Raw genomic sequence first — 26010 nt, forward strand, 5'->3', positions numbered from 1 at the left:
GCCCGACGGCGGCGGTCCGGTGATCACCTCGACCGCCACAGTACGCCGCACTGACCGCATGGTGATACCGGCGTCTCATATAATGGTCAGCGCTCGGGGCGCGCCGACCCCCGGAACGGCGTGCGGGCGGGGTGCGGGATACGGGCGCAGGGCGCCGGGTGCGGGGTGCCGTTTGTGCGTGGCACCGGGTACGGGCGCGGGTTCCGCCCGGCTACGGGCGCGGCGCCCAGACGGGGCTACGGTCCTTGTCCACCAGCGCGGCGCGCACCCCTTCGTGGAAGTCGGGCTCGCGGGCGGTGCGGCAGGCGCTCTCCAGCTCCAGGGCCAGGCACTCCGCCAGGCTCGCGCCGGCGCCCGCGCGCAGCAGCCCGAAGGTCAGCTCCAGGCTCATCGGGCTGGCCCGGTCCAGCACCGCGAGGGTGTCCTCGGCCCACGCCCGGTCCGCGGCGTCCCCGGCACCGGTCTGCGCGGTGAGCCGGTCCCGCAGCTCCGCCAGGTCCGGGGCGGAGAAGCAGCGCTCGATCGCCGCGCGGTGCCCGGCGAGTTCGGAGGGCGGCGCGGCCACGGCGAACCGTTCCAGCACCGCGTCCGGGGCGCCGCCGTCCGCGCCCGTCAGCGCCTCCTCCAGCGCGGGCAGGTCGGCGGCGGGAACGTAGTGCGTGGCCAGGCCGCACTCGACCGCGGCGGCGCCCGAGATCCGTACGCCCGTCAACCCGAGGTACCAGCCGACGGCGCCCGGCAGCCGGGGCAGGAAGTAGGTCGCGCCGATGTCCGGGAAGAACCCGATCGCCGTCTCCGGCATCGCCAGCACCGCCCGCTCGGTGACCACCATCGCCGAGCCGTGCACCGAGATGCCCAGCCCGCCGCCCATCGCGTACCCGTCGACCAGCGCGGTGTACGGCTTCGGGAACTGGGCGACCAGCGCGTTCAGGGTGTACTCCGTGCTGAAGTACGTGCGGACCGCCGCGTCGTCGCCGCGCAGGCCCGCGGCGCGCATCGCCAGGATGTCGCCGCCGGCGCAGAACGCCTTCGGGGAGGTGCTGCGCACCAGCACCGAACGGACCACGGGGTCCTGCCGCCATCCGCGCAGCGTCGTGTCGATCGCGCGGGCCATCTCCAGGTCCAGCGCGTTCAGCGCACCCGGGCGGTCGAGTTCCAGGACCCCCACGCCTGAGGCGGTGACCGCGCCGCGCACCGTAGCCGAGGTCTCTGCCCTGCCCATGTACCGCTCCCAACGTCGTGCCTACGGCGCCCCTGGCCGGCGCGGGCTCCCGCGCGGCTCCCCGCGGGAGGACCGGCAGGTACCCGGGCCCGGCCGGCGGGTGATCCCGGAACCGACAGTACGCGGCGGGTCGGGCGGGTTGATACGCTGCCCGGGAGCCGTGACTGGCGTGCTGGGATGGGTGCAACCATCGGGAAGCGGCTCGCGCGAAACAGAAGTGCCGTGCGCCTGGGCCACCCCGTTGCCGAATCTCCGGAGGACCCCGCCATGGCCGAACCGTCTGTCACCCAGCAGTCCCCGCACACTCCGCAGTCCCGCCAGTCCGTCGAGTCCACCGCGTTCCGCAGCGCCCTTGAGGTGATCCGGGGCGTCGAGCCGCGGGTCGCGGACGCGATCGCCGCGGAGGTCGCCGACCAGCGCGAGATGCTCAAGCTGATCGCGAGCGAGAACTACGCCTCGCCCGCGGTGCTGCTGGCGATGGGCAACTGGTTCAGCGACAAGTACGCGGAGGGCACCGTCGGCCGCCGCTTCTACGCGGGCTGCCGCAACGTGGACACCGTCGAGGCGCTCGCCGCCGAGCACGCCCGCAACGTCTTCGGCGCCGCGCACGCCTACGTTCAGCCGCACTCCGGGATCGACGCGAACCTCGTCGCGTTCTGGGCGGTGCTCTCGCAGCGGGTGGAGCGCCCGGCGCTGGACAAGGCCGGCGTCCGCCAGGTCAACGACCTGACCGAGCAGGACTGGGCCCGGCTGCGCGCCGACTTCGGCAACCAGCGGATGCTCGGCATGTCCCTGGACGCGGGCGGCCACCTCACGCACGGCTTCCGCCCGAACATCTCGGGCAAGATGTTCGAGCAGCGCAGCTACGGCACCGACCCGCGGACCGGCCTGGTGGACTACGACGCGCTGCGCGCCGCGGCCCGCGAGTTCCGGCCGCTGATCCTGGTCGCGGGCTACTCCGCCTACCCGCGGCTGGTCAACTTCCGCATCATGCGCGAGATCGCCGACGAGGTCGGCGCCACGCTGATGGTGGACATGGCGCACTTCGCCGGCCTGGTCGCGGGCAAGGTGCTGACCGGCGACTTCGACCCGGTGCCGCACGCGAACATCGTCACCACCACCACCCACAAGTCGCTGCGCGGCCCGCGCGGCGGCATGGTGCTGTGCGACGACGCGCTCGCCGAGCACGTGGACCGGGGCTGCCCGATGGTGCTCGGCGGCCCGCTGCCGCACGTGATGGCGGCCAAGGCGGTGGCGCTGGCGGAGGCGGCCCGGCCGGAGTTCGGCACGTACGCGCACGCCGTGGTGGACAACGCCCGCTCCCTCGCCGAGGGCCTGATGCGGCGCGGCGCGACGCTGGTCACCGGCGGCACCGACAACCACCTGGCGCTGATCGACGTCTCCTCCTACGGCCTGACGGGCCGTCAGGCGGAGGCGGCACTGCTGGACGCGGGCATCGTCACCAACCGCAACTCGGTGCCGCAGGACCCGAACGGCGCCTGGTACACCTCCGGCATCCGCATCGGCACCCCCGCGCTGACCACCCGGGGCCTGGGCGCGCCGGAGATGGACGAGATCGCCGGCCTCATCGACACGGTGCTGGCGGCCACGACCCCCGCCGCGGCGGCGAAGGGCGGGACGTCGAAGGCCAACTACGTGCTGGACCCGGCCGTCGCCGAGCAGGTCGCCGCCCGCTCCGCCGACCTGCTCGCCGGTTTCCCGCTCTACCCGGGCATCGACCTGAGCTGACCGGCCCGCCGAACCGGATCGGCCCGCCCCTCGTACGTCGTCGCGCGTACGAGGGGCGGGCCGATCCATGTGCCCGGGCAGATCGGGCGAACCGAGCGCCGGACGGGCCGGACTGCCCGGGTGCCCGGGTGACGGATCAGGTGAAGGACCAGATCACGCCGTGGTTGGCGATGGTGACCGCGACCATGACGGCCAGGTCGGCCACGCCGAGCGCCAGACCGAGGGCCGCGCGGCCGCGGCGGCGGGTGCCGCGGGCGAAGGCGACGAGCGCGAGGACGACGGCGGCCGGGCCGAGCACGACGTTCATCACCAGCAGGCCGGGCAGGCCGAGCAGGAAGGACGCGACGGCCATCCCGTCGGCGTCACGGACGTTGCGGGAGACGGCGGAGGACTCGGAGGCCGCGGATGCCGCCGGGGCGGTGCGGATCGCGGTGGTCGTGCGCGCGGCCGAGGAGCCGGCGTCGACCGGGTGCGCTGCGGTGTTCACGGTGTTCCTCTCGGAAACGGTGGGTTCTTCCGGTCCGCCGATCGGGCGGCGCCGGACGGGCGGCCCGCTCAGCGGTGGCGGCGGGCGACACCCTCGCGGACGGCGAAACCGAGCAGCCAGGCCGCGATGGCGGCGGCGAGCACGGTGAAGACCGTGAGCGAGGTGTGGGCGGCGGCACCCATCAGGATGCCCATCCCCAGCAGGAGGACGACGAGGCTCATGTCTGCTGCACCTCCAGCGAGTCGAGATTTCAGATGACAGTTGTTCACTGACTTCTCCAGTGTACGGTGGCCAAAGTCGGAGAACGGTTGTTTACTGAATGACATGAGTCACACTTCCGACGCCCCCGGGACCGGGGCGGCCCGGGCAACTCGGGCGGAGCAGGCGGGCGTTGCCGCGCAGCCGTCCGCCGAGGGGCACCAACCGGGCATCCGCCAGGCCCAGAAGCAGCAGACCCGGCAGGCGCTGCTCGACGCGGGCCTGCGCCTGCTGGAGCACCAGAACCTCAGCAGCCTCGGACTGCGCGAGCTGACCCGGGAGGTGGGCGTCTCCCCCGCCGCGTTCTACCGCCACTTCCCCGACATGGCCGGCCTCGGGGTCGCCCTGGTCGACGAGGCGCTGGGCAGCCTGCACGACATGGTCCGCGCGGTGCTCGCCGACGGCGCCGACGGTTCGGTGCCCGATGTCCTGATCGAGCGCACCGTCGCGATCACCGCGGCCTACGTCGACGAGCACCGCCCGCACATCCGCTTCATCGCGCGCGAGCGGCACGGCGGCGTGCGGACCGTACGGGAGGCCATCGCGGCCGAACTCGGCCGGTTCACCGACGAGGTGGCCGCCGGCCTGGCCGCGCAGCCCTCGTCGGCCGGCTGGTCCCGGGCCGAACTGCACGTGCTCGCCGGGCTCTACGTCGACCACATGGTGATGACCGCCGCGGAACTCCTGGAGGCGCCGCGCGACGACACCGCCGTGCGGCGGCGGATCATGCACGCGGCCCGGCTGCGGATGCGGATCATCAGCGTGGGCCGGCGGCACTGGCTCGACCCGGAACCGGACTGACCCGGGGGCGGCGTCGCGCGCGGACGCGGGAGGCCGGCGGGCCCGTCAGTGGAGTACGGGACCGTGCGACAGGACAGCACGGCCCCGAGCCTCACGGGGCGGGCGCGAGGGGGGGCGGACAGGGCCTTTTGGAGTCGGTACGGACACGGTCCGCACCCGCACCGGCTCTCCCCCGCGGGCCTGCGCCCCCCTCGGGCACACACGGCATCCCGGGACGCCGTCCACCGATCATGGGTCGGACCCCCGTCCCGGCGGGAGGACGGAACGCGCCACCTGATGGTCGAAACGCGCCAGATCGCGCGTAGGCTGCTGGCACGTCCCCGGCGGACCGCCGCGGGACGCCCAGGACGACCGCCGACCGCCGGAGTTCCGGTATGCCGCCAGCAGCGCCCATAACCGACCTGCCCACCTCGCACCCGCACCCGCACCCCGGCGTGACCCCGTGCCCGTGCCCGCCCGTACACCAGGGGCCCGCACACCAGAAGTACGACGGACGACGCGGCGGGCAGGGCGAAGGCGGTGGGGACAACGCGCAGGGCCCGTACGGCGGTACGGCCCGCACGTCCGTCCCCGCCTCGCTGGCGGGGGCCCCGCTCACCGACTCCGTCGTGGTGCCCCGCCTGATCGCGACGGCCACCGCGAACAACCCGCGCGAGGCCGAACAGTTGGTACGCGCCGCCGGGCTGCCGCACATACTCGGCCAGCCGGAGACCACGCGTGCCCCGTCCACGCGCACCTACCGGCTGTGGGGCGCGGTGCTGGCGCGCACCGGGCGGGTCGACGCCGGGCTGCTGGCCGCGGCCGGCTACCGGCCCGGCCTGCTCGACGTGTTCGACTACCTGATGACCTCCGCGCCGACCGTCGGCGAGGGCCTGGCCCGCGGCGCGGCCCACATCCACCTGATCAGCAGCAACTCCCTGCTGACCATCGACGAGTCCGACGACGAGGTGACCATCGGCTACGCCGCACGGCACGGCGACGACGAACTGCGCTGGGTGGTCGCGGAGTTCGCGCTCGCGGTGCTGACCAGGCAGCTGCGGCACTCGACCGGTCGTGAACTCTCCCCGGTCCGGGTGGAGTTCGCCCATCGGGCGCCCCTCAGGCAGGCCCCGCACCAGGAGGCTTTCGGGAACGCCCGGTTGGAGTTCGGCGCGACGGCCGACGCGATCACGCTGCACCGGCAGGACCTGGAAAGGCGGTTGGACACCGCCGATCCCGCGCTGGCCGCGATCATGCTGCGCGCCGCGGCCGAGATGCCGGCACCGCGGATACCGCGATCGGTCGCCGTACCCGGACTGCGCGAAGTGATCGCCGAGCAACTGCCCAACGGACGGCCCTCGTTGGCGGATGCCGCGCGGCGCCTCGCGATCAGCACGCGTACCCTGCAACGCAGGCTCGGCGACTCCGGCACCACCTGGCGGGCCGAACTGGACGCGGTACGGCGCGAGCAGTCACTCCGGCACGGGAGCGCGGGCTCCGCTCAGCGCGCGGTGCGGCTGGGCTTCGCCGAGTCGCGCTCGCTCCGGCGCGCGATGAACCGCTGGGACGCGGACAACCGCGGCGAGGGCGCACGCACCGACGGCAGCACCGGCCGCGGCGGCGACCACGACACCGGCGACCACAGCACCGACGGCGACGGGACCGGCGAGCGGTCCGGCACACCACAGGAGGCGGGCACGGCGTGACCGACGGAACCGAGCGAGCCCAGTACAGCGAAGGCGGCGACCCGGTCTGCTGGTCGGACCGGGTGTGCGAGGAGTGCGGGGCCTTCCGGGAGACCGCGGACCCGACGTGCGCGCGCTGCGGCAGCCCGTACCCTGGCGCCGGCCCGTCAAGTCCGGCGGGACCGCGCCCGCTCCCCTCGGAACACGTCCCGTCCGACCGGCAGAACGCGCCTCCACCACCGTCAGCGCTCCGACCGCCCTGCCGGCGAGCCGAGCAGTGACCGTCGGCACCGGCGCCGTACTGGTCTTCAGTGCGACCGCCGGATACCGGCACGCCTCGATCACGGCGGGCGCCGCCGCGCTCGCGGAACTCGCCGGCCGGCACGGCATGCCCGCCCGCCACACCGAGGACCCGGACGACCTGCGGCCCGACGCGCTCGCGGGCTGCGCGGCGGTGGTGTTCCTCTCCCCCACCGGCGAGGTCCTGCACGACCGGGCCCGGGCCGCGCTGCGCGACTTCGTGACGGGCGGCGGAGGCTTCCTCGGCATCCACGCGGCGACCTGCGCGGAGTACGACTGGCCGTACTACGGCGAGTTGCTGGGCGCGCGCTTCGACGGGCATCCGCGGGTCCAGCCGGCCGACGTGCTCGTGCACGACCGTACGCACCCCGCGACCGCGCACCTCCCGGCCACCTGGCGCTGGACCGACGAGTGGTACGACTTCCGCGCGGGACCGGCCGGTCGGGGCGTGCGGGTGCTCGCGTCCGCCGACGAGGACAGCTACGAGGGCGGCACGATGGGCGCCGTCCATCCGCTGGTGTGGTGCCACCGGGTGGGCGAGGGAAGGGTGTTCTACACCGCGCTCGGCCACCTCGAATCCGCCTACGCCGACCCGGACTTCCGCCGCCATCTCGACGGCGCGCTGCTGTGGTGCGCGGGAACGGCGGAGTGAGTCTCATCCCGATCGCCCACCGGGGGCGCGCGTTCTGGCGTACACGCCCGTAATTACGGCCTTTCGTATCCGCCACGGGCGACGGCGCTACTACGCTGAGTGGCGGCAGGAGAGTGACGGCGCCGGGGAGTCGGGAGGGCCGTATGGACGCTGAACCTGCGAGGGCGGTGGAGACGGACATCGAACGGGTGGGCGGCCGGCCCACCGAGCAGCTCGCACGGTTACTGGCCCGCGCCGAGAACGGCGCGCAGGCCGCGCGCCACCTGGCCGAGGTGCACAGCGCGCTGATGCACTACTGCGGTCTCCAGTCGTGCCGCCACGCCAAGGGGCCGCCGCGGCCGATCGACCGGCGCACCTACCGGCACAGCTTCCTGCTGCCGGACGGCGGGGTGCGGCTGGTGTGGGAACTGGAGCACAACACCGGGCCGGGCGGCGAACTCCGGTACGCGGTCTTCACCGACCGGGGCGAACTCGCACTCGCCGAGTGGGAGGCCGACACGGCGTTCGGCCGGCCGCCGCCGTGGACCGGCCCGGACGGCGGCAGCGATCCGGCAGCGGCCGACCTCGGCGGAGTCGGCGGCGTCGCCGGAATCGGCGGGCTCGCGGACCTGGACGGTGAGGCGGGCGGGGCCGGTCCGGGCGGCGCGGCGGGTCCGGGCGGGCTCGACGACGTGGACGTCCTGGGCGACCCGGCGCGGTCGGCGCCGCTCCCCCTGCCGCCGCTGCCCGAGCCGCACGGCTGCCACCGCGCCTACACCGAGGCCGACTCACCCGAGCACGCCCGCCGCCTGCTGCGCCGCGCGTCGAACGCCAACCCGCCGGGTGAGGAGGTCCATCGGCGGCTGCACGCGGCCATCGCCCACACCATCGGCATCGTGACCCGCCGCAGCACGCTCGTCGCCGGCCGCACGGTGACCTGGTCGCTGTACGAGCACGCGTTCCTCCTGCTCGACGGCACCGAGTTGAGCCTGTGGGAGATCGACCACACCCGCACCCCGAACGGGAGCCCGGTGTGCGAGGTCTACGCCTCGCGCGACGCGGCACTGGACACGGCGGTCCGCCGGATCGAGGCGGGCTGACCTGACCGGTTCGGCCGGGTGGCAGGAGCCGTACGCCTCCTGCCGCCCGCCGTGGCGGCCCGTGCCTGCCTCAGCCGTCGCCGCCGCGCTCGGGACGGCTGTCCGGTTCGGGGTGGGCGGCGGCCTCCGGGGACGTGTGGTCGTGGCCGTACTCGCAGATCCGGTCGTGCTCGTCCTCGGCGGCGAACCTGACCAGGGTCAGCCGGGAGAGCGGAGGCACGTTGCCGGTGCGGCCGGCCCGGCGCCAGGCGACGAGCACGGTCAGCCGGATCATCTTCCGGGCGACGTACACCAGCAGGGCGGCGAGCGGGAGTTCGGCGACCACCGCCGTGATGATCGCGCCGGTCAGCTCGTCGCTGTTCCAGTCCAGCACGATGTCGAACCAGGCGTCGCAGCACAGCAGCGCGGCGGTGACCAGCGCCCACGGGATGAAGATCTGCAACCGCCGCCACGCGCACAGCGCGGTGATGCCGATCGCCACGATCAGCGCGCCGTCGAAGCCGACCCAGGCGAAGCGCCACTGGTCGACCTCGTGGTGGGTGGGCAGGCTGGCCGAGAGGTAGCCGATCCACGGGATCAGGAAGAGGAAGCTGCCGGTGACGACGGCGAGGAACATCCGGCGCAGGTGACGCACGTGGTGGTCGTGCAGGGACGGGACCTCGTGAACCATGTCGTCCACTGTGCCCGACGCGTGTGCCCGACGGGGCCCCGCCGCGAACGGCGACGAGCGGATCACGGGCAGGACGGGACCGCGGGTGATCCGTTCGGCGGCGTGCCCGGCGCCGTACCGAACGGGTCGAGGGAGCCCACGGCCTCCGACAGCGCGTGGAAGACGTCCTCGCCGAGTGGCGCGACGACCCGGGCCCGCAGGGTCCGCGCGAGCGAGCGGGAGGCGGCGAGCACGGACTCGGCGCCGGCCGAGGTCAGCGCGGTGTAGACCACCCGGCGGTCGGCGTCGGAGGGGCGGCGCTCGACAAGTCCGGCGTCGGCGAGCCGGTCGACGAGCTTGGTGGTGCCGGCGGTGGAGAAGCCGAGCGCGGCGGAGAGCTGGTTCATGGGCGCGGCCTGACCGGGCGCGGTGACCAGGAACATCAGCGCCTGGAAGGAGCTCGGCGCCAGCCCCTGCTCGGCCTCGACGTCGGCGAGCATGTCGTCGGTCAGCCGTCGCACGCCCGACTGGAGGGCGTGCCACCGCTTCAGCAGGGCCAGTTCGTCGGCGTCGGGGCACGCTTGCGCCGCGTTGCTCCGTACGGGTTCCACCACCATGGCTCCAGGATAGCCTTCGAGCTATCATCTCGCTGGTTAGCTAATTACTGGTAACGTATTGAGCGTTCCATCAGCCCGAGGGGTCGATCCGGCCCGCCCGCGCCCGGAGAGGACGACACCATGTCGCAGACCACCGCCGAAGCCGGACGCTGGGTGCTGGACCCCGCGCGCTCCTCCGTCGGCTTCCGCAGCAAGACGTTCTGGGGGCTGCTGACGGTGAAGGGCACCTTCGGCACCGTCAGCGGCGAGGGCGAGGTCGCGCCCGACGGCACCGGGCGCGGCACCCTCACCATCGACGCCGCCTCCCTCGACACCGGCAACGGCAAGCGCGACACCCACCTGCGCTCCGCCGACTTCTTCGCCGTCGACGAGCACCCGACGATCGTCTTCACCGCGGGCTCCGTCACGGCCCCCGCGGACGGCTCCGGCGAGGTCCAGGTCACCGGCGACCTCGCGGTCCGCGGCGTCTCCCGCCCGATCGCCTTCCCCGCCCGGGTCACCCTCGCCTCGCCCCAGGAGGCCACCCTGGAAGCCGATCTCCCCGTGGACCGGGCGGAGTTCGGCATCACCTGGAACCAACTCGGCATGCTGCTCAGCCCGTCCACGGTCGTCGTCACCGCGCACTACCGCCGCGAGAGCTGAGCGCGCGCCCTCGGGCGGTCCCCCGTACGGTGCACCCGATCCGCCCGGCGGGCTCTCTCGCGCGCCCTCGGGTCAACTCCCGCCGGCGGTGAGGAGTTCGTGCACCGGGAGGGTGGCCGCGCCGAGGGCGACCGCCTCCTGACCGAGCCGGCCGAGTTCGACCACGGTCCCACCGGCGAGGTAGCCGAGCACATGACGGTCCATCACCTCCCGCACCACGGGCAGCATCACGGGGCCCATCGCGGCGCTCACCCAGCCGGAGAGGATCACCCGGTCAGGACCGAGCAGGTTCACCAGGTTGGCGATGCCCACGCCGAGGTACTCCGCGGCCCGGCGCACCGTGTCCGCGGCGGCACCGGGCGTGCGGGCGGCGGCGATCAGCGCGGCCAGCCGCCCCTCGGTGTCGCCCCCTCCCAACTCCACCGCCCCGGGCCGCTGTTCGTAGTACGCGAGGATCGCCTCGGCGCCGACGTACGCCTCCAGACAGCCGCGCGACCCGCACCGGCAGGCCGCGCCGTCCTTCTCCACCACGGTGTGGCCCCACTCGCTGGTCACGCTGGTGACGCCACCGGGTGAGCCCGTCGCCACCGCGGCACCGACGCCGACCGCGAGCAGCGCGACGATCGCCCGCTCCGCGCCCCGGCCCGCGCCGCGCCACATCTCGGCCTGGCCGAGGGTGCGGGCGCAGTTGTCCAGGTGCAGCGGGGCGGCGAGGTGCGGGCCGAGCAGGTCGCCGAAAGGCACGCCGGACCAGCCGAGGGTCGGCGCGTGCACGAGCCCGCCGGGCAGTACCGCGCCGGGCACGCCGACGCCGACACCGAGCAGCCCGGCCGGATCGACCCCTGCCTCGGCGGTGACCTCCGCGATGCCCGCGAGCACCGACGCGGCGAGCAGCACGGGGTCCGAACGGCCGCCGTCCATCGGGTGGGTGGCGGTCGCCAGCGTGTCGAGGGTCCAGTCGAAGAGGCCGACCTCGACATGCGTCTCGCCGATGTCCACGCCGACCACCTGGGCGTATCCCGGCTCGACCGCCAGCAGAGCGGCCGGGCGGCCGCCGTCGGAGTCCAGCAGCCCGGCCTCCGCCACCAGGCCGTCGCCGAGCAGGTCGGTGACCACGTTGCTCACCGTCGCCGCGCTGAGCCCGGTGACCCGCGCCAGGTCGAACCGGCTGGCCGGGCCGTTCAGGTAGAGCCTGGTCAGGACGGACGTGCGGTTGTGCCGGCGCAGATCCCTCGTCGTCCGCCCCACATCGCGCTTCACCGGGCCCCCCTGTCGCCGTACCCGGCACATCGTGCCAGATCGGGGGTCGGCCGCCACCAGGGGGGAAGCGCTCTCCCGGTCCCCCGGTGAGCGCTCTCCATCGGGCCGGCGGGGAGCGAGCGGCAGCCGTCACCGCGCCTGCGGCCCGGCAGACATCGGATGCCTCACCCCCGTCCCGGCGGCAGGCGGCGAACCCGGGGTTCAGTCCCGGCCGGTCCCCCGGTACAGGTCGAGCTCGCCGTCCAACTCCAGCGCCAGCACCGTCGCGTACGGGTCGACGTCACCCGGCGCGGGAGCGTCGATCCACAGCACGCCGGGCACGTCGTGCAGCCCGCCGGTGACGTGGTGGCCCAGCTCGGTCCCGGTGCCCAGCACGGTGGCCCGGCGCACCGCATTGCGCAGGCCGCGCACCGACACCGTCTCGCGCGGCGGGTCGAAACAGGTCAGGTAGAGGGTCCGGCGGTCGGCGGAAAGGGTGCTGGGGCCGTAGTGGTGGCCCGGCGGCAGTCCGGCCACCGTGCCGTACACCGCGTCCGCGTGCCGCGAGACCCACTCGCCCAGGCCCTCCAGGCGGGCGATCTGCTCGGGGGTGATCGTGCCGTCCTCACGCGGGCCGACGTCGAGCAGCAGGTTGCCGCCGGCACCGACCGTCTCGGCGAGGTAGCGGACGAGCTGGCCGACCGACTTCTGCCGGTGGTCGTGCGGCTGGTAGCCCCAGGAGTCATTGACCGTCAGGCACAACTCCCAGGGGCCGTCCGGCGCTTGCAGCGGGACACCCTGCTCGGGCGTGGCGTAGTCGCCGCGGTGCAGCATGCGGGAGTTGAGCACCACATCCGGGGTGGCCGCGAGGATCTCGTCGGCGAGCGCGTCGATGCCCCACTGCTCGGCGGACCGCTCCCACTCGCCGTCGAACCAGAGCAGGTCGGGGCGGTAGCGGGTGGTCAACTCCGCTACCTGCGCGTTGCGGTAGGCCAAGTAGCGGCGCCACGCGGCGGGGTCCTCCGCGCCCGGTGCGGGGGCGCTGAAGCGGTTGTCGTTGACCGGGATCTCGGCCGGCGGCGACGGGTGGCGGACGGTCGGGTAGTCCGGGTGCGACCAGTCCGAGTGCGAGTAGTAGAGCCCGACGCGCAGGCCGTGCGCGCGCAGCGCGTCGGCGTATCCGCCGATCAGGTCGCGGCCGGCCGGGGTGTCGCGCGCCACCGACAGGCCCCGCTGCCCGGTGTCCCACAGCGCGACACCGTCGTGGTGGCGGGCGGTGAGCACCGCGTACCGCGCGCCCGCGCGGACGAACAGCCGCGCCCAGGTGTCCGGTTCGTACCGGGACGCGGTGAACCTGCCGAGCTGGCCCAGGTACTGCTCGTGGCTGACCCGGCCGTCGTAGAACGCCCATGACTCGGGGACGCCGTCGACCGCGTAGACGCCGTAGTGCACGAAGATGCCGAGCTTGGCGTCGGGGAACCAGGGCTGCATGGGCATGAGCCGCAACCGCTCCAATACATCGGAGGTGTGACCGGACGGCCTCGACCCTAAGTCCGCCGGCCCCGCCGATCAATCCCCGCAGGTGCGAGGCCGCAGGAAGGCGGCGTCGGAGGCCGCAGAAAGGCAGCAGGAAGGCGGCGGAAAGGAGGCAGGAAGACCGCAAGAACGCGGCACGACAGCAGCACGAATACGGCACCGCGGGCCCAGGGCCTGCGGCCCGGAGCGGGGCTCAGCAGTCGGCGGGGGGCCGCCGCACCCCGTCCCATCTGCGGGTTGTCGCCGCCCAGGGGCAACGGGAGAGCGCTCTCCCGTCGTGGTATAAAGGCAGGTATGACCACCAGCCGTCCGGGCCGTCCGCGCCTGCCCACCCTCGAAGACGTCGCGCGGTCCGCGGGGGTGTCGCGGGCGACGGTGTCCCGGGTGGTCAACGGCACGCGGAACGTCGACCCGGAGATCCAGAAGGTGGTACAGGAGGCGGTGGCCCAGACCGGCTACGTGCCGAACCGCGCGGCCCGCACCCTGGTGACCCGTCGCACCGACTCGGTCGCACTGGTCTTCTCGGTCCCCGAGCACCCGGCCGACGACCCTTTCATGGCACGGGTGTTCAGCGACGCGTTCTTCGGCCGGATCGTCGGCGGCCTGCTGACGGTGCTGCGGCCGCGCGGCGTGCACCCGGTGCTGATGCTCGCCGACTCCGACGACGTGCGGCGCGAACTCGTCGACAACCTGCGCCAGCAGCACATCGACGGCGTGGTGCTGGTGTCGATAGCGCCCGAGGACCCGCTGCCGTTCCTGCTCACCGAGGCGGGGCTGCCGACGGTGCTGTTCGCCCGCCCCACCACCCGGGTGCCGATCAGCTTCGTGGACATCGCGCAGCAGGCGGGCGTCAAACTGGCCGTCGAGCACCTGGTGTCCCTGGGCCGCACCCGGATCGCCACCATCGCCGGCCCGTACGACTCACCGGCCGGCCGGGACCGGCTGGCCGGGTTCCGCGACGCGATGGCCGAGCACGGCCACCCGTACGCGCCCGACATCGAGGGCGACTTCACGCAGGAGGGCGGCGAGGCGGCGATGCGCACGCTGCTGTCCGAACACCCCGACACCGACGGCGTGTTCGTCGCCAACGACCTGATGGCGCAGGGCGCGCTGCTCGCCCTGCGCGAGCTGGGCCGCCGGGTGCCGGAGGACATCGCCGTCGTCGGCTTCGACGACAGCAGCGCGGCGACCGCCTCCCGCCCGCTGCTGACCACCGTGCGGCAGCCGGTGGAGGACATGGCCGCGGAGATGGCCCGGTTGCTGCTCGCACTGATCGACGACCCGGCCCAGCAGCTCCGTTCGGTGATCTTCAAGACCACCCTGGTCCGCCGCCACTCCGCCTGACGCCTGACGCCTGACCCCCGCCCCTCCGCCCGAACGTCCGCGCCGGCGCCGCTCAGCTCTCCGAGGGGGCCGGGATCGCGATGACGGTGGCGACGAGGCCGGCGTGCGCGATCCAGCGGCCGGTGAAGAGGGCCGGGCCGACCCCGTCGGCGAGGAGCGGGCCGGGCACGAGGACGCGGGCGGTGAAGGTGCCGCGGGCCGGACCGGACGCGGACTGGTCCTGGGCCAGCAGGAGTTCGGCCTCCTCGAAGCCGAGCATGCGGTGGTGGTACGGATACCACGCCTTGTAGACGGTCTCCTTGGCACTGAACAGCAGCCGCCCCCAGTGCATTTCGGGCTTCGCGGCGGTCAACTCCGCGAGCGCCGCGCGCTCTTCGGGGGTGGAGTGGATGACGTCGAGGACGCCGTCGGGCAGCGGGCCGTCGGGCTCGGCGTCGATGCCGAGCGCGAGGATGTCGGCGGCGTGGGCCACGGCGGCGGCCCGGTATCCCTCGCAGTGCGTGATGCTGCCGACGACGCCCTTGGGCCAGACGGGGGCGCCGCGGTCGGCGTTGTCGCGCGGGATCGGGCCGGCGGGCAGGCCGAGCGCGGCGAGCGCCTCCCGCGCGCAGGCGCGCCCGGCGGCGTGTTCGGCCCGGCGTTTGGGCACGGCCCGGGCGACGGCGGGCTCCTCCTCGGGGTGGAGCGGGACGCGGTCGAGTTCGTCGCCGTAGGCGGCCCGGGTGCGGACCGCGGCGGGGAGCAGGTGCTCGATCATCGCCCGGCCCCCGGGCGGCCGGCGAGGATGCGGCGCGGCCCGAGCGGGCCGGCGTCGCGCGCGCCCCATTCGCGCGGGTACCCGAGCGACGCCTCGGTGAAGCGGATGCCGTCGCGGTAGGTGATGCGCGGGATGTGCAGGTGGCCGTAGACGACCTCGGTGGCGCGGAAGCGGACGTGCCAGTCCTCGGTGAGTTCGGTGCCGCACCACAGCGCGAACGACGGGTAGCGCAGCACCCTGGTGGGATCGCGGTGCAGCGGCCAGTGGTTGGCGAGGACCGTGGGCAGTTCGGGGTCGAGGGCCGACAGGCGGTCGGCGGTCGTGGCGACGCGGGCACGGCACCAGTCGTCGATGCCGGGCAGCGGGTCGGGGTGCAGCAGCATCTCGTCGGTGCAGACCACGCCCAGCTCGCTGGAGTGGTCGAGCGCGGCCTTCTTGGTGGTGGCGCCGGGGGTGCCGTCGCGCCAGGTGTAGTCGTAGAGCAGGAACATCGGGCAGACCGCGACGGGGCCCGTGGCGCTCTCCCAGACCGGGTACGGGTCTTCGGGCGTGACGATGCCCAGCCGGCGGATCTCCTCGACCAGGTGCCGGTAGCGGGCCTCGCCGCGCAGGGTCACCGGGTCCTTGGGCGGGGTCCACAACTCGTGGTTGCCGGGCAGCCAGATGACGGTGCCGAAGTTCTCCTTGAGGGTGCGCAGCGCCCACAGGATGTCCTCGACCTGCTCGGCGACGTCGCCGGCCACGATCAGCCAGTCGTCCTCGCCGCCGGGCCGCATCTTCTCCACGATGTCGCGGTTGGCTTCGTAGCCGACGTGCAGGTCGCTGATCGCGAGGAGGTGCGGGGCGCCGGCGGTCGATGTCTGCACGGTTCCGATCCTCCCAGACGCTTCCCGCCCGCGGGCCGACTTCGCCCGTGTGCCGGTGTTTTCCGGTCCGCGCCGCCGCGGTGGTGACGGGGCCCGTGCCCGTACGGGTGACGGACCGCCACCTCCGCGCGCTCGCCCGCTCACACGCCGTACAGCATGATCGGTCACCAGGTCGAAACTTTCGCTGATATCGACCCGCGAACCGCATCGAAGATTCTGGATCACCTCGGATCGCGGCCGAACAAGCCTCGCCCGCAAGGGCAGTTGACCTGGGGCCAACTCCCTTTTCGGCAGCGCGAATCGACGGCGACTCTTTCGTCGTTCATGCCGAAAGTGTTGACAGCCCGACTGGCCCGACCAACACTGTTCGCCGTCGACAGGTCTCCACCGACGTCGACCCGGGCCACCCCCACGGCCCGGTCCTCCGGTCGCCGTCCCTACGACGGCGACCGGTCGGTCCCGGCCGCGTCGTACGAGCCGACGCGCGGTCGCCGTCACGCCCGAACACCGACAGCCCGCAAGGTCGTTCCACGCTGCCCGGCCCCCCACCCGCCTTCACCAGGAGGAAGCACGCACATGAACGACACACCCGCACGCCCCGCGAGCCGCGTCCGCGCGCGGCTCGACCTGCCCGGTCGCCTCAGACTGCTCATCGGCGGCGCCTGCGCCGTCGTCCTGGTCGCCGTTGCGGCGCTGATCCTGCCGGGCACCGCCAACGCCGACACGATCATCACGACCAGCCAGACCGGCACCAACAACGGCTACTACTACTCGTTCTGGACCGACGGCGGCGGGTCGGTCTCGATGGACCTGGGCTCCGGCGGCAACTACAGCACCTCGTGGAGCAACGTCGGGAACTTCGTCGCCGGCAAGGGCTGGAGCACCGGCTCCCGGCAGAACGTGAGCTACTCGGGCAGCTTCAACCCGTCCGGCAACGCCTACCTGTCGCTGTACGGCTGGACCACGAACCCGCTCGTCGAGTACTACATCGTGGACAACTGGGGCACCTACCGGCCCACCGGCACCTACAAGGGCACGGTCACCAGCGACGGCGGCACGTACGACATCTACGAGACGACACGCACCAACGCCCCCTCCATCGAGGGCACCGCGACCTTCAACCAGTACTGGAGCGTCCGGCAGTCCAAGCGGACCGGCGGCACCATCACCGCGGGCAACCACTTCGACGCGTGGGCCCGCGACGGCATGAACCTCGGCACCTTCAACTACCAGATCCTCGCGACCGAGGGCTACCAGAGCAGCGGGAACTCCAACATCACGGTGGGCGGCAGCGGCGGCGGCACCACGGGCAGCACCACGGGGGGCACCACCGGCGGCTCCACGACGGGCGGTTCGACCACCGGCGGCACCACGGGCGGCGGCGGGGGCACCGGTTGCACCGCGACCCTGTCCGCGGGCGAGCAGTGGAGCGACCGGTACAACCTCAATGTCACGGTGAGCGGCGCCGCCAACTGGACGGTCACCATGAACGTCCCCTCCCCCGAGAAGATCATCGCGACCTGGAACATCTCGGCCGCCTACCCCAGCAGCCAGGTACTCACCGCCACCCCCAACGGCAACGGCAGCAACTGGGGCGTCACGATCCAGACCAACGGGACATGGACCTGGCCGTCCGTCTCGTGCAGCGCGTCCTGACCGCCCCGACCCGAACTCCCCAGCAGCGCACCGCGCCACACCCCTGTGGCGCGGTGCGCCCGCTCGCGGGTGGCGTGCGTCAGGCCCGGTCGACCAGGACGGCGGAGCCCTGGCCGACGCCCACGCACATCGTGGCCAGACCGCGCGCCGCGCCGGTACGGCGCATCCGGTGCAGGAGGGTGGTGAGGATACGGGCGCCGGAACAGCCGAGCGGGTGGCCGAGCGCGATGGCGCCGCCGGTGGGGTTGACCAGGTCGGGGTCGATGCCGAGTTCCCGTACCGAGGCGAGCGCCTGGGCGGCGAACGCCTCGTTGAACTCGGCCTCTTCGACGGAGTCGATACCGCGGCCGAGCCGGGCCAGCGCGCGCCGGGTGGCCGGGACGGGGCCGATCCCCATGACGTCGGGGTGCACTCCGGCGCTCGCGCCCGCGGCGTAGCGGCCCAGGGACTCCACTCCGAGGTCGGCGAGCGCGTCCTCGCTGACCAGCAGGAGCGCGGCGGCGCCGTCGTTCATCGGCGAGGCGTTGCCCGCGGTGACGGTGCCGTCGGCGCGGAAGACGGGCTTGAGGGCGGCGAGGCGTTCGGCCGTGGTGTCCTCGCGGATGCTCTCGTCCTGGCTGACGACCACGCCGTCGGGGCGGGCGACGGGCAGGATCTCCGCGTCGAACAGGCCGTTCTTTCGGGCCTCGGCCGCGTTGCGGTGGCTGCGCAGCGCGAAGGCGTCCTGGTCGGCGCGGCTGACGCCGTACCGCTCCGCGACCTCCTCGGCGGTCTCGCCCATCGCCAGCACGCCGTGCAGTTCCGGCATCCGCGGGTTGGTCAGGCGCCAGCCGAGGCGGGTGTCGTGGGTCTGGAGGGCGCGGGGCAGGGCCTCGTCGGGGCGGGCCAGGACGAAGGGCGCGCGACTCATGGACTCCGAGCCGCCGGCCAGCACGATGTCCGCCTCGCCGGCGGCGATCATGCGAGCGGCGGAGGTGACGGCCTCCATGCCGGAGGCGCACAGCCGGTTGACGGTCGCGCCGGGCACGGTGTCGGGCAGGCCGGCGAGCAGCACGGCCATCCGGGCCACGTTGCGGTTGTCCTCGCCGGCCTGGTTGGCGGCGCCCCAGTACACGTCGTCGATCCGGGCCGGGTCGAGCGCGGGAACGCCGTCCAGCAGGCCGCGGATCGCGGTGGCCGCGAGGTCGTCCGGCCGGACCGTGGCGAGCGCACCGCGGAGCCGTCCGATCGGGGTGCGGCGGGCGGCGGCGAAGTGGACTGGGCGCATCGCGGACTCCTCGGGCGAGAAACTAGCAGTGTGAGTTTATGCCGAGTCACAGCCCGTCGTACACCCGGCTGAGCAGCGCGTGCAGCTGATCGCACTCGTCGCCGTCCAGCGGGGCGAGGATCTCGTCCTGCACGACGGCGGCCTTCAGGCGCAGCCGCTTCAGGGCGGTGCGGCCCTTGGGGGTGATGGCGACGTTCACCCGGCGGCGGTCGACGGAGTCGCGGGCCCGCTCCGCGTAGCCGGCCTCGGCCAGGTCGTCGACGACCTTCACGATGTCGCTGGCGTCGATGGCCACGCGGGCGGCGAGGTCGCGCTGGGCGTGCGGGCCGAAGTCGGCGAGGGCGGCGAGGACCGCCATGTGCCACAGCCGCAGCCCTTCCTCGGCGAGGCGTTCGGCGAGGCGGGAGCGGGCCTCCTTGCCGGTTTTCGACAGGAGGTAGGTGGTGAGTTCGGCGAGGCTGGGGGGCGTGCGGGGGTCCATTCCGGCAGTGTAGGCGGTGACCCATGATGGGTGGGGCCATTGATGGGGCGAGCCGTTGATGGGTGGGCACCCATGAAAGGCGGGTCCCACGATGGGTGGCGCCCCTTCACCTGCGCTAGGCTCGCCCCATCATGGGTGCGCACCCACTAACTCGCCCCATCATGGGTGCGCACCCACTAATCGGCTCGCGCCGCCCATCGCACATCACCCGTCACCCGTCACCCGTCACCCCGGAGCCCACCATGGACGCCCTCCACCCGCGCCTGCTCGTCGGCGACTTCGGAGCCACGTTCCGCTTCTACGACCACGTGCTGCCCGCCCTGCTCGGCGCCACCCTCACCCGGGGTGGTCCGGACGGGCCGTACGCGAGCTGGGACGTCGGCACCGAGGGGCTGCTGATGCTCTTCGACCGCGCCGCCATGGCCGAGGTCGCCGGCACCGGTTCCCTGCCCGCCTCGCCCCCCGCCGCCCAGGACCGGGCGATGCTGGTCAGCCGCGTGCCCGATGTGACGGCCGCGTACGACTTGGCGCTGCGCCACGGCGGCACCCCGGTCGCTCCCCCGACCGCCCGCCCCGAATGGGGCCCCACCACGCGCACCGCCCACCTGCGCGACCCGGACGGCAACCTGCTGGAGTTCCAGTCCTACTGACCCCTCGACGGAGGTCGCCGCCGGCCGGGCCGTCGATGCGTGGGACGGTCAGTCGCGGGGGCGGCGGCCGTGCAGGCGTTCCAGTTCGCGGCGGTCGCGCTTGGTGGGGCGGCCGGCGCCGCGGTCGCGTACGCCGAGGGCGAGCGCGTCGGTGCGCGGCGGCGGGGGCGGGCTGTTGTCGACGTACGCCTCGACGGCGACGGGGGCGCCGACCCGCTTGGCGAGCAGGCGGGAGATGACCACGACGCGCTCGCGGCCGGCGTGCACCAGCCGCACCTCGTCGCCGACCTTGACCGCCTGCGCGGGTTTGACCCGCTCGCCGTTGACCTTGACGTGGCCGGCCCGGCAGGCGGTGGCCGCCTGCGACCGGCTCTTGGTGAGCCGTACGCACCAGATCCAGGAGTCGACGCGGACGGTGCCGCCGAGCTGCTCGTGTTCTGCCGCCATGGGATGAAGCCTACGGCGGGCGTCCAGCGGTTTTCACGGCATCGGCCGGATGGGTGGCGACGTTGCGCCAGGTGGGCACGGTCCGGCCGGCGCCGGGCGGGGCGTGTGAGGGTGGCCGGATGAGTGCGGACGCGGTGGGGCCGGTGGACGCGGCGGACGACCCGGCGGGCGAGGGAGCAGCGGGGCCGGGAGCAGCGGGCCCGGGCCCGCGGGGGTCGGGCACACCAGGTGCGGGGGCGCCCGGCGCCGGTGGTCCCGGGCCGGACTCGGGCGCACCGGTGCTGCCGGTGCGGCAGCGCAACGTCGTGTTCGCCACGATCGTGCTCGGAATGCTGCTGGCCGCGCTCGACCAGACGATCGTGGGCACCGCGCTCCCGACCATCGTGGCCGATCTGGGCGGGGCCTCGCACATGTCGTGGGTGGTGACGTCGTACCTGCTGGCGGAGACCGTCGCGACCGCGCTGGTGGGCAAGTTCGGCGACCTGTTCGGCCGGAAGCTGGTCTTCCAGGTGTCCGCGGTGGTGTTCGTCGCGGGGTCGTTCCTGTGCGGGCTGGCGACGAACATGACGCTGCTGATCGTGTGGCGCGCGGTGCAGGGGGTGGGCGCGGGCGGGCTGATGGTGACCGCGATGGCGCTGATCGCCGATGTGATCCCGTTGCGCGAGCGCGGCAAGTACCAGGGCGCGATCGGCGCGGTGTTCGGGGTGGCGACGGTGATCGGGCCGCTGCTGGGCGGGCTGTTCACGGATCACCTGACCTGGCGGTGGGCGTTCTACGTCAACGTGCCGATCGCCGTCGTCGTGGTGCTGGCGGCGGCGCGGACCATTCCGTCGGTGCGGGCGGCGGGCCGGCCGGTGATCGACTACCTGGGCATCGGGCTGGTCGCGGTGGGCGCGAGCGCGCTGATCCTGGCCACCAGCCTGGGCGGCAACGCGTACGGGTGGGGCTCGCCGGTCATCCTGGGGCTGTTCGTGGCGGGGGTCGTGGGGCTGGCGCTGTTCTGCGTGGCGGAGACGCGAGCGGTCGAACCGATGCTGCCGATGCGGCTGTTCCGCACCCCGGTGTTCGCGGTCTGCTCGGTGCTGAGCTTCGTGGTGGGGTTCGCGATGCTGGGCGCGATGACGTTCCTGCCGACGTATCTGCAGTACGTGGACGGGGACTCGGCGACGCTGTCGGGGGTGCGGACGCTGCCGATGGTGGTGGGGCTGCTGATCGCGTCGGTGGCGAGCGGGAACGTGATCAGCAAGACCGGCAGGTACCGGTGGTTCCCGGTGGCGGGGTCGCTGGTGATGGGGGTGGGGCTGTTCCTGATGTCGCGGATGGGGGCCGGTTCGGGGGCGGCGGCGGAGTCGGTCTACATGTTCGTGCTGGGGGTCGGCATCGGGCTGTGCATGCAGGTGCTGACGATCGCGGTGCAGAACACGGTGGCGTACGCGGATCTGGGTACGGCGACGTCGGGGGTGACGTTCTTCCGGACCCTGGGCAGCGCGTTCGGCACCGCGGTGTTCGGCACGATCTACGCCAACGCGCTGGGGCCGAACCTGGCGCGGGGGGTGGCCCGGGCGGCGCGGGCGACGGGGGCGTCGCCGGCGGTGCTGGCGCGGGCGGCGGGCAGCCCGGAGGGGTTGCACCGGTTGCCGGCCGCGCAGGCCGCGCCGCTGGTGCGGGCGTACCAGGACTCGCTGCACACGGTGTTCCTGTGGACGGTGCCGGTCGCGGCGGTGGGTTTCGTGGTGGCGCTGTTCCTGAAGCAGGTGCCGCTGCGGGACTCGGCGCGGGCGGCCTCGACGGACATGGGCGAGGGTTTCGCGCAGCCGAGCACCGGCGACTCCGAGAAGCTGCTGGAGTCGGCGGTGGCGAAGATCATGCACGGGTCGGGTCCGGCGGCCGCGCGGCAGATCCTCAGCGGGGCCGACACCCGGCTGGACGTGCTGGGCGCGTGGACGGTGATGCAGGTGGTGGTGCTGACGCGGGTGGTGGGGCACGCGAACGTGAACATGATCGCGGCGCGGCGCCGGCTGCCGCCGGAGGTGCTGCTGCCGGCGTTCGAACGGGCCGCCGCGGACGGGTGGTTGACGCTCGACGGGACGTTCGTGTCCACGACGGCGGCCGGGGAGCGGGAGGCGTCGGCGCTGACGGAGGCGTGGGCGCGGTGGCTGAACGAGCGGCTGGAGAGCGACTGGGGCCGACCGTCGACGGCGGACCTGCGGGCCGCCTCCGACGCGATCGCGAAGCGGCTGCTCGCCGAGGACCTGGGCGGGGACCGTCCGGAGCTGGGCGGGGACCGCCCGGCGCCGGCCCTGGGCTGAGCGGAGCGCCCGGCAACGCGCGGATCAGCCGAAGACGGCGCCCGGGTCGCCGCTGTACCAGATGTTGTCGATCCGAAGGGTGCGGATCAGCCAGCGCCCGGCCCCGCCCCCGGCCGCGTCCCCGCCCTCGGCCCCGGACCCGTCATCGCCCGCGGACCCGAACCCGGACCAGGAGCCGTCATCGCCCGCGGACCCGGACCCGGACCCGTCCCCGGCAGGGACGAGCGCGACCGCGTAGAGGTTCTTCAGCAGCGCGTACGTCGTACGGTCGGCGGTGAGGAGGTGCTGGGCCTCGACCAGCGCGGTGAGTTCGGCGCTGCCGCGGTCGGCCGCGACGGCGACGCGCGGGTTGCTGACCGTGTGACTGGTGCCGACGCGGCCGTCGAAGCCGGTGAGGATCGTGTCCACGATGATGTCGGCGCCGGTCATCACGGGGCTGTGGCCGCCCCATGCCGCCGCGGCCGGGCCGAAGTCGAGCGTGGCGTCGTCGGCGAACGCGGAGCGGAACAGGGCGCGGTCGTGCAGGTCCTGGCCGAGGCCGAAGCGGTACAGGGCGTCGGTGATCTCGGCGCGGTCGGCGAGTTCGCGGACCGCGTCCTCGGTGCGGCGCACGTCGAGGGCGTACGGCCGGGCGCGGGTGGCGGCCGCGGCGTCGGTGCCGAGCGGGGTGCGGGAGAGGTGCATGCGTCCAGGCTGCGGGCCCGGACCCGGCCGATCAATCGCCGTTGGCTCAACGATCGTTAAGTGGGATTTAATACTTGTCGGTGGATCAAGGACATCCCCGCGGCGCGGTTGCGGCCGGGGCGGTCGGAGTCTGGGCGGGGCCGGCACGGGGGAACGGAGGCCAGGCGTGGAGCGGTACGAGATCGAGGCGTTCCTGACGCTGGCCGAGGAGTTGCACTTCGGGCGGACCGCGGTCCGGCTGCGGGTGACGACGGCCCGGGTCAGCCAGGTGATCGGGAAGCTGGAACGGCGGGTGGGCGCGCCGCTGTTCGAGCGGACCAGCCGCAGCGTGGCGCTGACCCCGGTCGGGCGGCGGCTCCACGACGACCTGCGCCCGGCGTTCGAGCGGCTGGAGGCGGCGCTGGCCACGGCGGTCGCGGCCGGGCGCGGGGTGAGCGGCCGGCTGGGGGTCGGCTTCGTGGGGGCGGCGGCCGGGCAGTTGATGATCCGCGCCACGGAGGCGTTCCGGACCCGGTACCCGGAGTGCGAGGTGGAGATCCGCGAGGTGCAGATGGGCGAGGCGCTGGAGCGGCTGCGGGCCGACGGGCTGGACGTGCTGATCGCGTGCCTGCCGCTGACCGGTCCCGATCTGGCCAACGGCCCGGTGCTGCTGTCGGAGCCGCGGATGCTGGCGGTGCCGGCCGGGCACGCGCTCGCCCAGCGCGGCTCGGTGTCGGTGGAGGACCTGGCCCGGGTGGAGGTGCTCCAGGCGCCGTGCTCGCTGCCGGATCACTGGCGGGAGCCGGGTTCGCCGCGGTTGACGCCAGGCGGCCGAGCGATCACGGCGGGGCGTTCGGCGGCGACCTTCCAGGAGATCCTCACGCTGGTGGGGGCGGGCCTCGGGGTCTTCCCGGTCGGGGCGCACGCCACGCGCTTCCACGCCCGGCCCGACGTCGCCTACGTGCCGTTCCACGACACGCCGTCCCTGGAGTGGGGTCCGGTCTGGCGCACGTCGCGCGTCAACGCGCGTATCCGGGCGTTTGTCGCTGCCGCGGGCTGAGCCGTGTCCCCCCGGGGTGGCCGGTTCTGCCGGTTCCGGGATCACCTGCCGGTGGAGGGTTACGCGCGCCGTTCCCCGCGCCCCTTGGCGGTTGCGGCTCCTGCCGCGGAAGGAGCCGCACCTACCAGGGGGCGGGGAACCGTGGGGACGGGACCGGCCGGACCGGAGGGTCTGCTCGGCTAGCGCGCGTACACCGCCACGAAGTCGCGGGTGGCCTGGACGTAGTAGCGGTCCGGCGGGTCCTCGAAGTCGAGAATGTTCGTGGGCTTGGGGTTCGCCGGGTCGTGGCTGCTGTCGTAGGACATGAAGGAGGGCCACGCGCGGTTCATGTCCAGCGGCATGGCGCGGACGGCGCCGGCGCGCTGCATGAGGTCGGCGAGGCTCTGCGCGTTCAGCGCCTGCCCGACGACCATGATGATGTCGCCCTGGGCGGTGACGCCGACGCCGGAGCGGGGCACGAACATGCCGCCCTGGTCGCTGACCCCCCAGTTGGAGTCGTCGTCGATGTCGGGGACGACCTTGCCGCCGTCGACCATGAGTTGCAGGCACTGGCGTACGCCGACCACGTCGGGGGTCATGCGCACGTCGCGGCCCCAGACGCCGACCTTGATGGAGCCGTCCTTGTAGAAGACCTCGGAGGCGGCGCCGTCGCGCAGTTCGCCGTCGGTCTTGCCGTCGAGGTAGAAGCCGCCGCGGGAACCGCCGTCGGTGATCCGGAACCCGCCGTTCCAGGTGGCGACGAGGCCGGTGCGACGGCCCTTGGGGATGGTGGGCGGCACGTCGAAGGTGCCACCGGGTTCCATGAAGCCCGGGTGGAGCTGGAAGCGGGCGTACTTGCCGCTGATCCACGCGACGGCGGCCTCGTAGGAGGTGTGGTCGCCGTCGGGGCGGACATAGGTGCCCTGGACGATGGGCATGCCGTGGGCGCTGCTGAGTGTGCGGTAGACGCCCTCGCCGGGCAGGGCCGGGCTGACCGGCGGCTTCATGGGGGCGCGCAGCGCGACCAGGGGCTGGCCGTGGGCGGCGCCCTTGCTCCCGGGCACCGCCCCCGAAGCCGCGCCGGCCGCGGCGGTGGCGCCCGCGGTGGCCTTCATCCGGGCCAGCGCGTCGGCGGACAGGGTGCCGCCGACCTTCGGCGGGTGCATCCGGTACTGGACGTTCTCCAGCTTGTCGACCACGAAGCCGAGTTCGTGGTCGCGGGCCCACTCCGCCAGGCGGGCCTCGGTGCTGTCGCTGCCGGGGTAGGTCAGCGCCCTGCCGACCGACCAGCCGATGGTGCCGGCGCACACCAGGCAGACGCCGAGCGCGCCGCGGGTGACGATGCGGCGGCGGCGCAGTTGCGCGGGGGTCAGGTCGCGGCGGTGCTTCCAGGGCAGCAGCCGCCTGCGCGGTCTGCGTCCGGGGCCGCCGCCCGCCGGGTCGGCGGTGTCACCGTCGGGCTGCTGTTCCGCGATCGTCATGCCGCTCCTTCCATGTGCCCGCGCGCACATCGATCCGCTTTTCATATGTAATGACCCTTGTGGGTGCCGGTGTATCGCGCGGGCGCCCAGAAACACCCACCCGCCGCACGCCGCCCGGGCGCGCCGGCGCCGTAGGGTGGCCGGGCCTCGCACGG

General features: G+C 73.8%; 25 protein-coding genes and 1 riboswitch. Of the genes, 11 read left to right on the forward strand and 14 right to left on the reverse strand.

Annotated elements, in window-relative coordinates:
- Positions 1 to 211: 211 nt before the first annotated feature.
- The gene (locus tag AB0399_RS04630; RefSeq protein WP_366410213.1) at positions 212 to 1222 is read right to left on the reverse strand and encodes an enoyl-CoA hydratase/isomerase family protein; all 1011 of its coding nucleotides are present in this window, start codon (positions 1220 to 1222) and stop codon (positions 212 to 214) included.
- A 150-nt stretch (positions 1223 to 1372) separates the two neighbouring features.
- A riboswitch (ZMP/ZTP riboswitch) is annotated at positions 1373 to 1463 on the forward strand.
- 26 nt (positions 1464 to 1489) lie between these two features.
- Between AB0399_RS04630 and AB0399_RS04635 the strand changes: the two genes are divergently transcribed.
- Complete coding sequence (locus tag AB0399_RS04635) at positions 1490 to 2971, forward strand: glycine hydroxymethyltransferase (protein ID WP_329362653.1); 1482 nt, start codon at positions 1490 to 1492, stop codon at positions 2969 to 2971.
- Positions 2972 to 3107: 136 nt separating this feature from the next.
- Here AB0399_RS04635 and AB0399_RS04640 read toward each other — a convergent pair whose 3' ends face one another.
- Both AB0399_RS04640 and AB0399_RS04645 read right to left on the reverse strand, forming a co-directional pair.
- A complete protein-coding gene (locus tag AB0399_RS04640; protein ID WP_366410271.1) occupies positions 3108 to 3398 on the reverse strand; it encodes a DUF4190 domain-containing protein in 291 nt (96 codons plus the stop codon).
- 128 nt (positions 3399 to 3526) lie between these two features.
- Positions 3527 to 3679, reverse strand: a complete 153-nt coding sequence (locus AB0399_RS04645; protein WP_328472002.1) for a hypothetical protein — start codon at positions 3677 to 3679, stop codon at positions 3527 to 3529.
- Positions 3680 to 3782: 103 nt separating this feature from the next.
- On the opposite strand from AB0399_RS04645, the gene AB0399_RS04650 reads away from it, so the two are divergent.
- From AB0399_RS04650 to AB0399_RS04665, 4 genes are all read left to right on the forward strand, one after another.
- Positions 3783 to 4517, forward strand: a complete 735-nt coding sequence (locus AB0399_RS04650; RefSeq protein WP_329362656.1) for a TetR family transcriptional regulator — start codon at positions 3783 to 3785, stop codon at positions 4515 to 4517.
- A 374-nt stretch (positions 4518 to 4891) separates the two neighbouring features.
- Positions 4892 to 6202 (forward strand): AraC family transcriptional regulator ligand-binding domain-containing protein, encoded by a 1311-nt coding sequence (locus AB0399_RS04655; RefSeq protein ID WP_366410214.1) that lies wholly within the window; start codon positions 4892 to 4894, stop codon positions 6200 to 6202.
- A gap of 256 nt (positions 6203 to 6458) precedes the next feature.
- The gene (locus tag AB0399_RS04660) at positions 6459 to 7133 is read left to right on the forward strand and encodes a ThuA domain-containing protein (protein WP_366410215.1); all 675 of its coding nucleotides are present in this window, start codon (positions 6459 to 6461) and stop codon (positions 7131 to 7133) included.
- 143 nt (positions 7134 to 7276) lie between these two features.
- A complete protein-coding gene (locus AB0399_RS04665; RefSeq protein ID WP_366410216.1) occupies positions 7277 to 8212 on the forward strand; it encodes a DUF6227 family protein in 936 nt (311 codons plus the stop codon).
- Between the two features lie 70 nt (positions 8213 to 8282).
- On the opposite strand, the gene AB0399_RS04670 is transcribed toward AB0399_RS04665, so the two are convergent.
- Positions 8283 to 8882, reverse strand: a complete 600-nt coding sequence (locus tag AB0399_RS04670) for a hypothetical protein (RefSeq protein ID WP_366410217.1) — start codon at positions 8880 to 8882, stop codon at positions 8283 to 8285.
- A 62-nt stretch (positions 8883 to 8944) separates the two neighbouring features.
- Positions 8945 to 9478 (reverse strand): MarR family winged helix-turn-helix transcriptional regulator, encoded by a 534-nt coding sequence (locus tag AB0399_RS04675; RefSeq protein ID WP_328471990.1) that lies wholly within the window; start codon positions 9476 to 9478, stop codon positions 8945 to 8947.
- A gap of 120 nt (positions 9479 to 9598) precedes the next feature.
- Here AB0399_RS04675 and AB0399_RS04680 point away from each other — a divergent pair, with 120 nt between their 5' ends.
- Entirely contained in the window at positions 9599 to 10120 is a 522-nt protein-coding gene (locus AB0399_RS04680; protein WP_366410218.1) for a YceI family protein, read from the forward strand.
- 72 nt (positions 10121 to 10192) lie between these two features.
- Here AB0399_RS04680 and AB0399_RS04685 read toward each other — a convergent pair whose 3' ends face one another.
- Both AB0399_RS04685 and AB0399_RS04690 read right to left on the reverse strand, forming a co-directional pair.
- Positions 10193 to 11380 (reverse strand): ROK family transcriptional regulator, encoded by a 1188-nt coding sequence (locus AB0399_RS04685; protein ID WP_366410219.1) that lies wholly within the window; start codon positions 11378 to 11380, stop codon positions 10193 to 10195.
- Between the two features lie 201 nt (positions 11381 to 11581).
- Positions 11582 to 12874, reverse strand: coding sequence for an alpha-L-fucosidase (locus tag AB0399_RS04690; RefSeq protein WP_366410220.1), 1293 nt, complete (start codon positions 12872 to 12874; stop codon positions 11582 to 11584).
- Positions 12875 to 13189: 315 nt separating this feature from the next.
- Here AB0399_RS04690 and AB0399_RS04695 point away from each other — a divergent pair, with 315 nt between their 5' ends.
- Positions 13190 to 14239 (forward strand): LacI family DNA-binding transcriptional regulator, encoded by a 1050-nt coding sequence (locus AB0399_RS04695; protein WP_329362675.1) that lies wholly within the window; start codon positions 13190 to 13192, stop codon positions 14237 to 14239.
- A 52-nt stretch (positions 14240 to 14291) separates the two neighbouring features.
- Here the strand turns inward: AB0399_RS04695 and AB0399_RS04700 are convergent, their stop codons facing one another.
- Both AB0399_RS04700 and AB0399_RS04705 read right to left on the reverse strand, forming a co-directional pair.
- A complete protein-coding gene (locus tag AB0399_RS04700) occupies positions 14292 to 14996 on the reverse strand; it encodes a 4'-phosphopantetheinyl transferase superfamily protein (protein WP_329362677.1) in 705 nt (234 codons plus the stop codon).
- On the reverse strand, positions 14993 to 15862 hold the full coding sequence (locus tag AB0399_RS04705; protein WP_366410221.1) for a metallophosphoesterase: 870 nt from the start codon (positions 15860 to 15862) through the stop codon (positions 14993 to 14995). Before AB0399_RS04705 ends, AB0399_RS04700 begins: the two co-directional genes overlap by 4 nt.
- Before the next feature lie 576 nt (positions 15863 to 16438).
- Between AB0399_RS04705 and AB0399_RS04710 the strand changes: the two genes are divergently transcribed.
- Complete coding sequence (locus AB0399_RS04710; protein WP_366410222.1) at positions 16439 to 17518, forward strand: glycoside hydrolase family 11 protein; 1080 nt, start codon at positions 16439 to 16441, stop codon at positions 17516 to 17518.
- Positions 17519 to 17597: 79 nt separating this feature from the next.
- Here AB0399_RS04710 and AB0399_RS04715 read toward each other — a convergent pair whose 3' ends face one another.
- Positions 17598 to 18785, reverse strand: a complete 1188-nt coding sequence (locus AB0399_RS04715) for an acetyl-CoA C-acyltransferase (RefSeq protein ID WP_329362683.1) — start codon at positions 18783 to 18785, stop codon at positions 17598 to 17600.
- Between the two features lie 46 nt (positions 18786 to 18831).
- Entirely contained in the window at positions 18832 to 19266 is a 435-nt protein-coding gene (locus tag AB0399_RS04720; RefSeq protein ID WP_329362685.1) for a MarR family winged helix-turn-helix transcriptional regulator, read from the reverse strand.
- A 242-nt stretch (positions 19267 to 19508) separates the two neighbouring features.
- Here AB0399_RS04720 and AB0399_RS04725 point away from each other — a divergent pair, with 242 nt between their 5' ends.
- Complete coding sequence (locus tag AB0399_RS04725; protein WP_329362687.1) at positions 19509 to 19916, forward strand: VOC family protein; 408 nt, start codon at positions 19509 to 19511, stop codon at positions 19914 to 19916.
- Positions 19917 to 19964: 48 nt separating this feature from the next.
- Here AB0399_RS04725 and AB0399_RS04730 read toward each other — a convergent pair whose 3' ends face one another.
- Positions 19965 to 20363: an RNA-binding S4 domain-containing protein gene (locus AB0399_RS04730; RefSeq protein ID WP_329362689.1), complete on the reverse strand. Its 399-nt coding sequence runs from the start codon at positions 20361 to 20363 to the stop codon at positions 19965 to 19967.
- Between the two features lie 119 nt (positions 20364 to 20482).
- Between AB0399_RS04730 and AB0399_RS04735 the strand changes: the two genes are divergently transcribed.
- Positions 20483 to 22672, forward strand: a complete 2190-nt coding sequence (locus tag AB0399_RS04735) for an MDR family MFS transporter (RefSeq protein WP_366410223.1) — start codon at positions 20483 to 20485, stop codon at positions 22670 to 22672.
- 24 nt (positions 22673 to 22696) lie between these two features.
- Here AB0399_RS04735 and AB0399_RS04740 read toward each other — a convergent pair whose 3' ends face one another.
- Entirely contained in the window at positions 22697 to 23356 is a 660-nt protein-coding gene (locus tag AB0399_RS04740; protein ID WP_366410224.1) for a nuclear transport factor 2 family protein, read from the reverse strand.
- Positions 23357 to 23522: 166 nt separating this feature from the next.
- Here AB0399_RS04740 and AB0399_RS04745 point away from each other — a divergent pair, with 166 nt between their 5' ends.
- Positions 23523 to 24395 carry a LysR family transcriptional regulator gene (locus tag AB0399_RS04745; protein WP_328471962.1) on the forward strand — a complete coding sequence of 291 codons (873 nt, stop codon included), beginning with the start codon at positions 23523 to 23525 and terminating at the stop codon, positions 24393 to 24395.
- Positions 24396 to 24574: 179 nt separating this feature from the next.
- Here the strand turns inward: AB0399_RS04745 and AB0399_RS04750 are convergent, their stop codons facing one another.
- Positions 24575 to 25855 (reverse strand): phosphodiester glycosidase family protein, encoded by a 1281-nt coding sequence (locus tag AB0399_RS04750; RefSeq protein ID WP_329362698.1) that lies wholly within the window; start codon positions 25853 to 25855, stop codon positions 24575 to 24577.
- Between the last annotated feature and the right edge of the window lie 155 nt (positions 25856 to 26010).

Source organism: Streptomyces sp. NPDC088194 (assembly GCF_040702025.1).
In the GTDB taxonomy this organism is placed as follows: Bacteria; Actinomycetota; Actinomycetes; order Streptomycetales; family Streptomycetaceae; genus Actinacidiphila.

What these genes read in the sequence shown, in the direction of transcription:
- AB0399_RS04675 (WP_328471990.1), bottom strand. Translation starts at nt 9,478, where the DNA reads ATGGTGGTGGAACCCGTACGGAGCAACGCGGCGCAAGCGTGCCCCGAC.
- AB0399_RS04670 (WP_366410217.1), bottom strand. Translation starts at nt 8,882, where the DNA reads ATGGTTCACGAGGTCCCGTCCCTGCACGACCACCACGTGCGTCACCTG.
- AB0399_RS04700 (WP_329362677.1), bottom strand. Translation starts at nt 14,996, where the DNA reads ATGATCGAGCACCTGCTCCCCGCCGCGGTCCGCACCCGGGCCGCCTAC.
- AB0399_RS04665 (WP_366410216.1), top strand. Translation starts at nt 7,277, where the DNA reads ATGGACGCTGAACCTGCGAGGGCGGTGGAGACGGACATCGAACGGGTG.
- AB0399_RS04630 (WP_366410213.1), bottom strand. Translation starts at nt 1,222, where the DNA reads ATGGGCAGGGCAGAGACCTCGGCTACGGTGCGCGGCGCGGTCACCGCC.
- AB0399_RS04750 (WP_329362698.1), bottom strand. Translation starts at nt 25,855, where the DNA reads ATGACGATCGCGGAACAGCAGCCCGACGGTGACACCGCCGACCCGGCG.
- AB0399_RS04740 (WP_366410224.1), bottom strand. Translation starts at nt 23,356, where the DNA reads ATGCACCTCTCCCGCACCCCGCTCGGCACCGACGCCGCGGCCGCCACC.
- AB0399_RS04635 (WP_329362653.1), top strand. Translation starts at nt 1,490, where the DNA reads ATGGCCGAACCGTCTGTCACCCAGCAGTCCCCGCACACTCCGCAGTCC.
- AB0399_RS04730 (WP_329362689.1), bottom strand. Translation starts at nt 20,363, where the DNA reads ATGGCGGCAGAACACGAGCAGCTCGGCGGCACCGTCCGCGTCGACTCC.
- AB0399_RS04650 (WP_329362656.1), top strand. Translation starts at nt 3,783, where the DNA reads ATGAGTCACACTTCCGACGCCCCCGGGACCGGGGCGGCCCGGGCAACT.
- AB0399_RS04735 (WP_366410223.1), top strand. Translation starts at nt 20,483, where the DNA reads ATGAGTGCGGACGCGGTGGGGCCGGTGGACGCGGCGGACGACCCGGCG.
- AB0399_RS04645 (WP_328472002.1), bottom strand. Translation starts at nt 3,679, where the DNA reads ATGAGCCTCGTCGTCCTCCTGCTGGGGATGGGCATCCTGATGGGTGCC.
- AB0399_RS04680 (WP_366410218.1), top strand. Translation starts at nt 9,599, where the DNA reads ATGTCGCAGACCACCGCCGAAGCCGGACGCTGGGTGCTGGACCCCGCG.
- AB0399_RS04725 (WP_329362687.1), top strand. Translation starts at nt 19,509, where the DNA reads ATGGACGCCCTCCACCCGCGCCTGCTCGTCGGCGACTTCGGAGCCACG.
- AB0399_RS04655 (WP_366410214.1), top strand. Translation starts at nt 4,892, where the DNA reads ATGCCGCCAGCAGCGCCCATAACCGACCTGCCCACCTCGCACCCGCAC.
- AB0399_RS04715 (WP_329362683.1), bottom strand. Translation starts at nt 18,785, where the DNA reads ATGCGCCCAGTCCACTTCGCCGCCGCCCGCCGCACCCCGATCGGACGG.
- AB0399_RS04720 (WP_329362685.1), bottom strand. Translation starts at nt 19,266, where the DNA reads ATGGACCCCCGCACGCCCCCCAGCCTCGCCGAACTCACCACCTACCTC.
- AB0399_RS04710 (WP_366410222.1), top strand. Translation starts at nt 16,439, where the DNA reads ATGAACGACACACCCGCACGCCCCGCGAGCCGCGTCCGCGCGCGGCTC.
- AB0399_RS04695 (WP_329362675.1), top strand. Translation starts at nt 13,190, where the DNA reads ATGACCACCAGCCGTCCGGGCCGTCCGCGCCTGCCCACCCTCGAAGAC.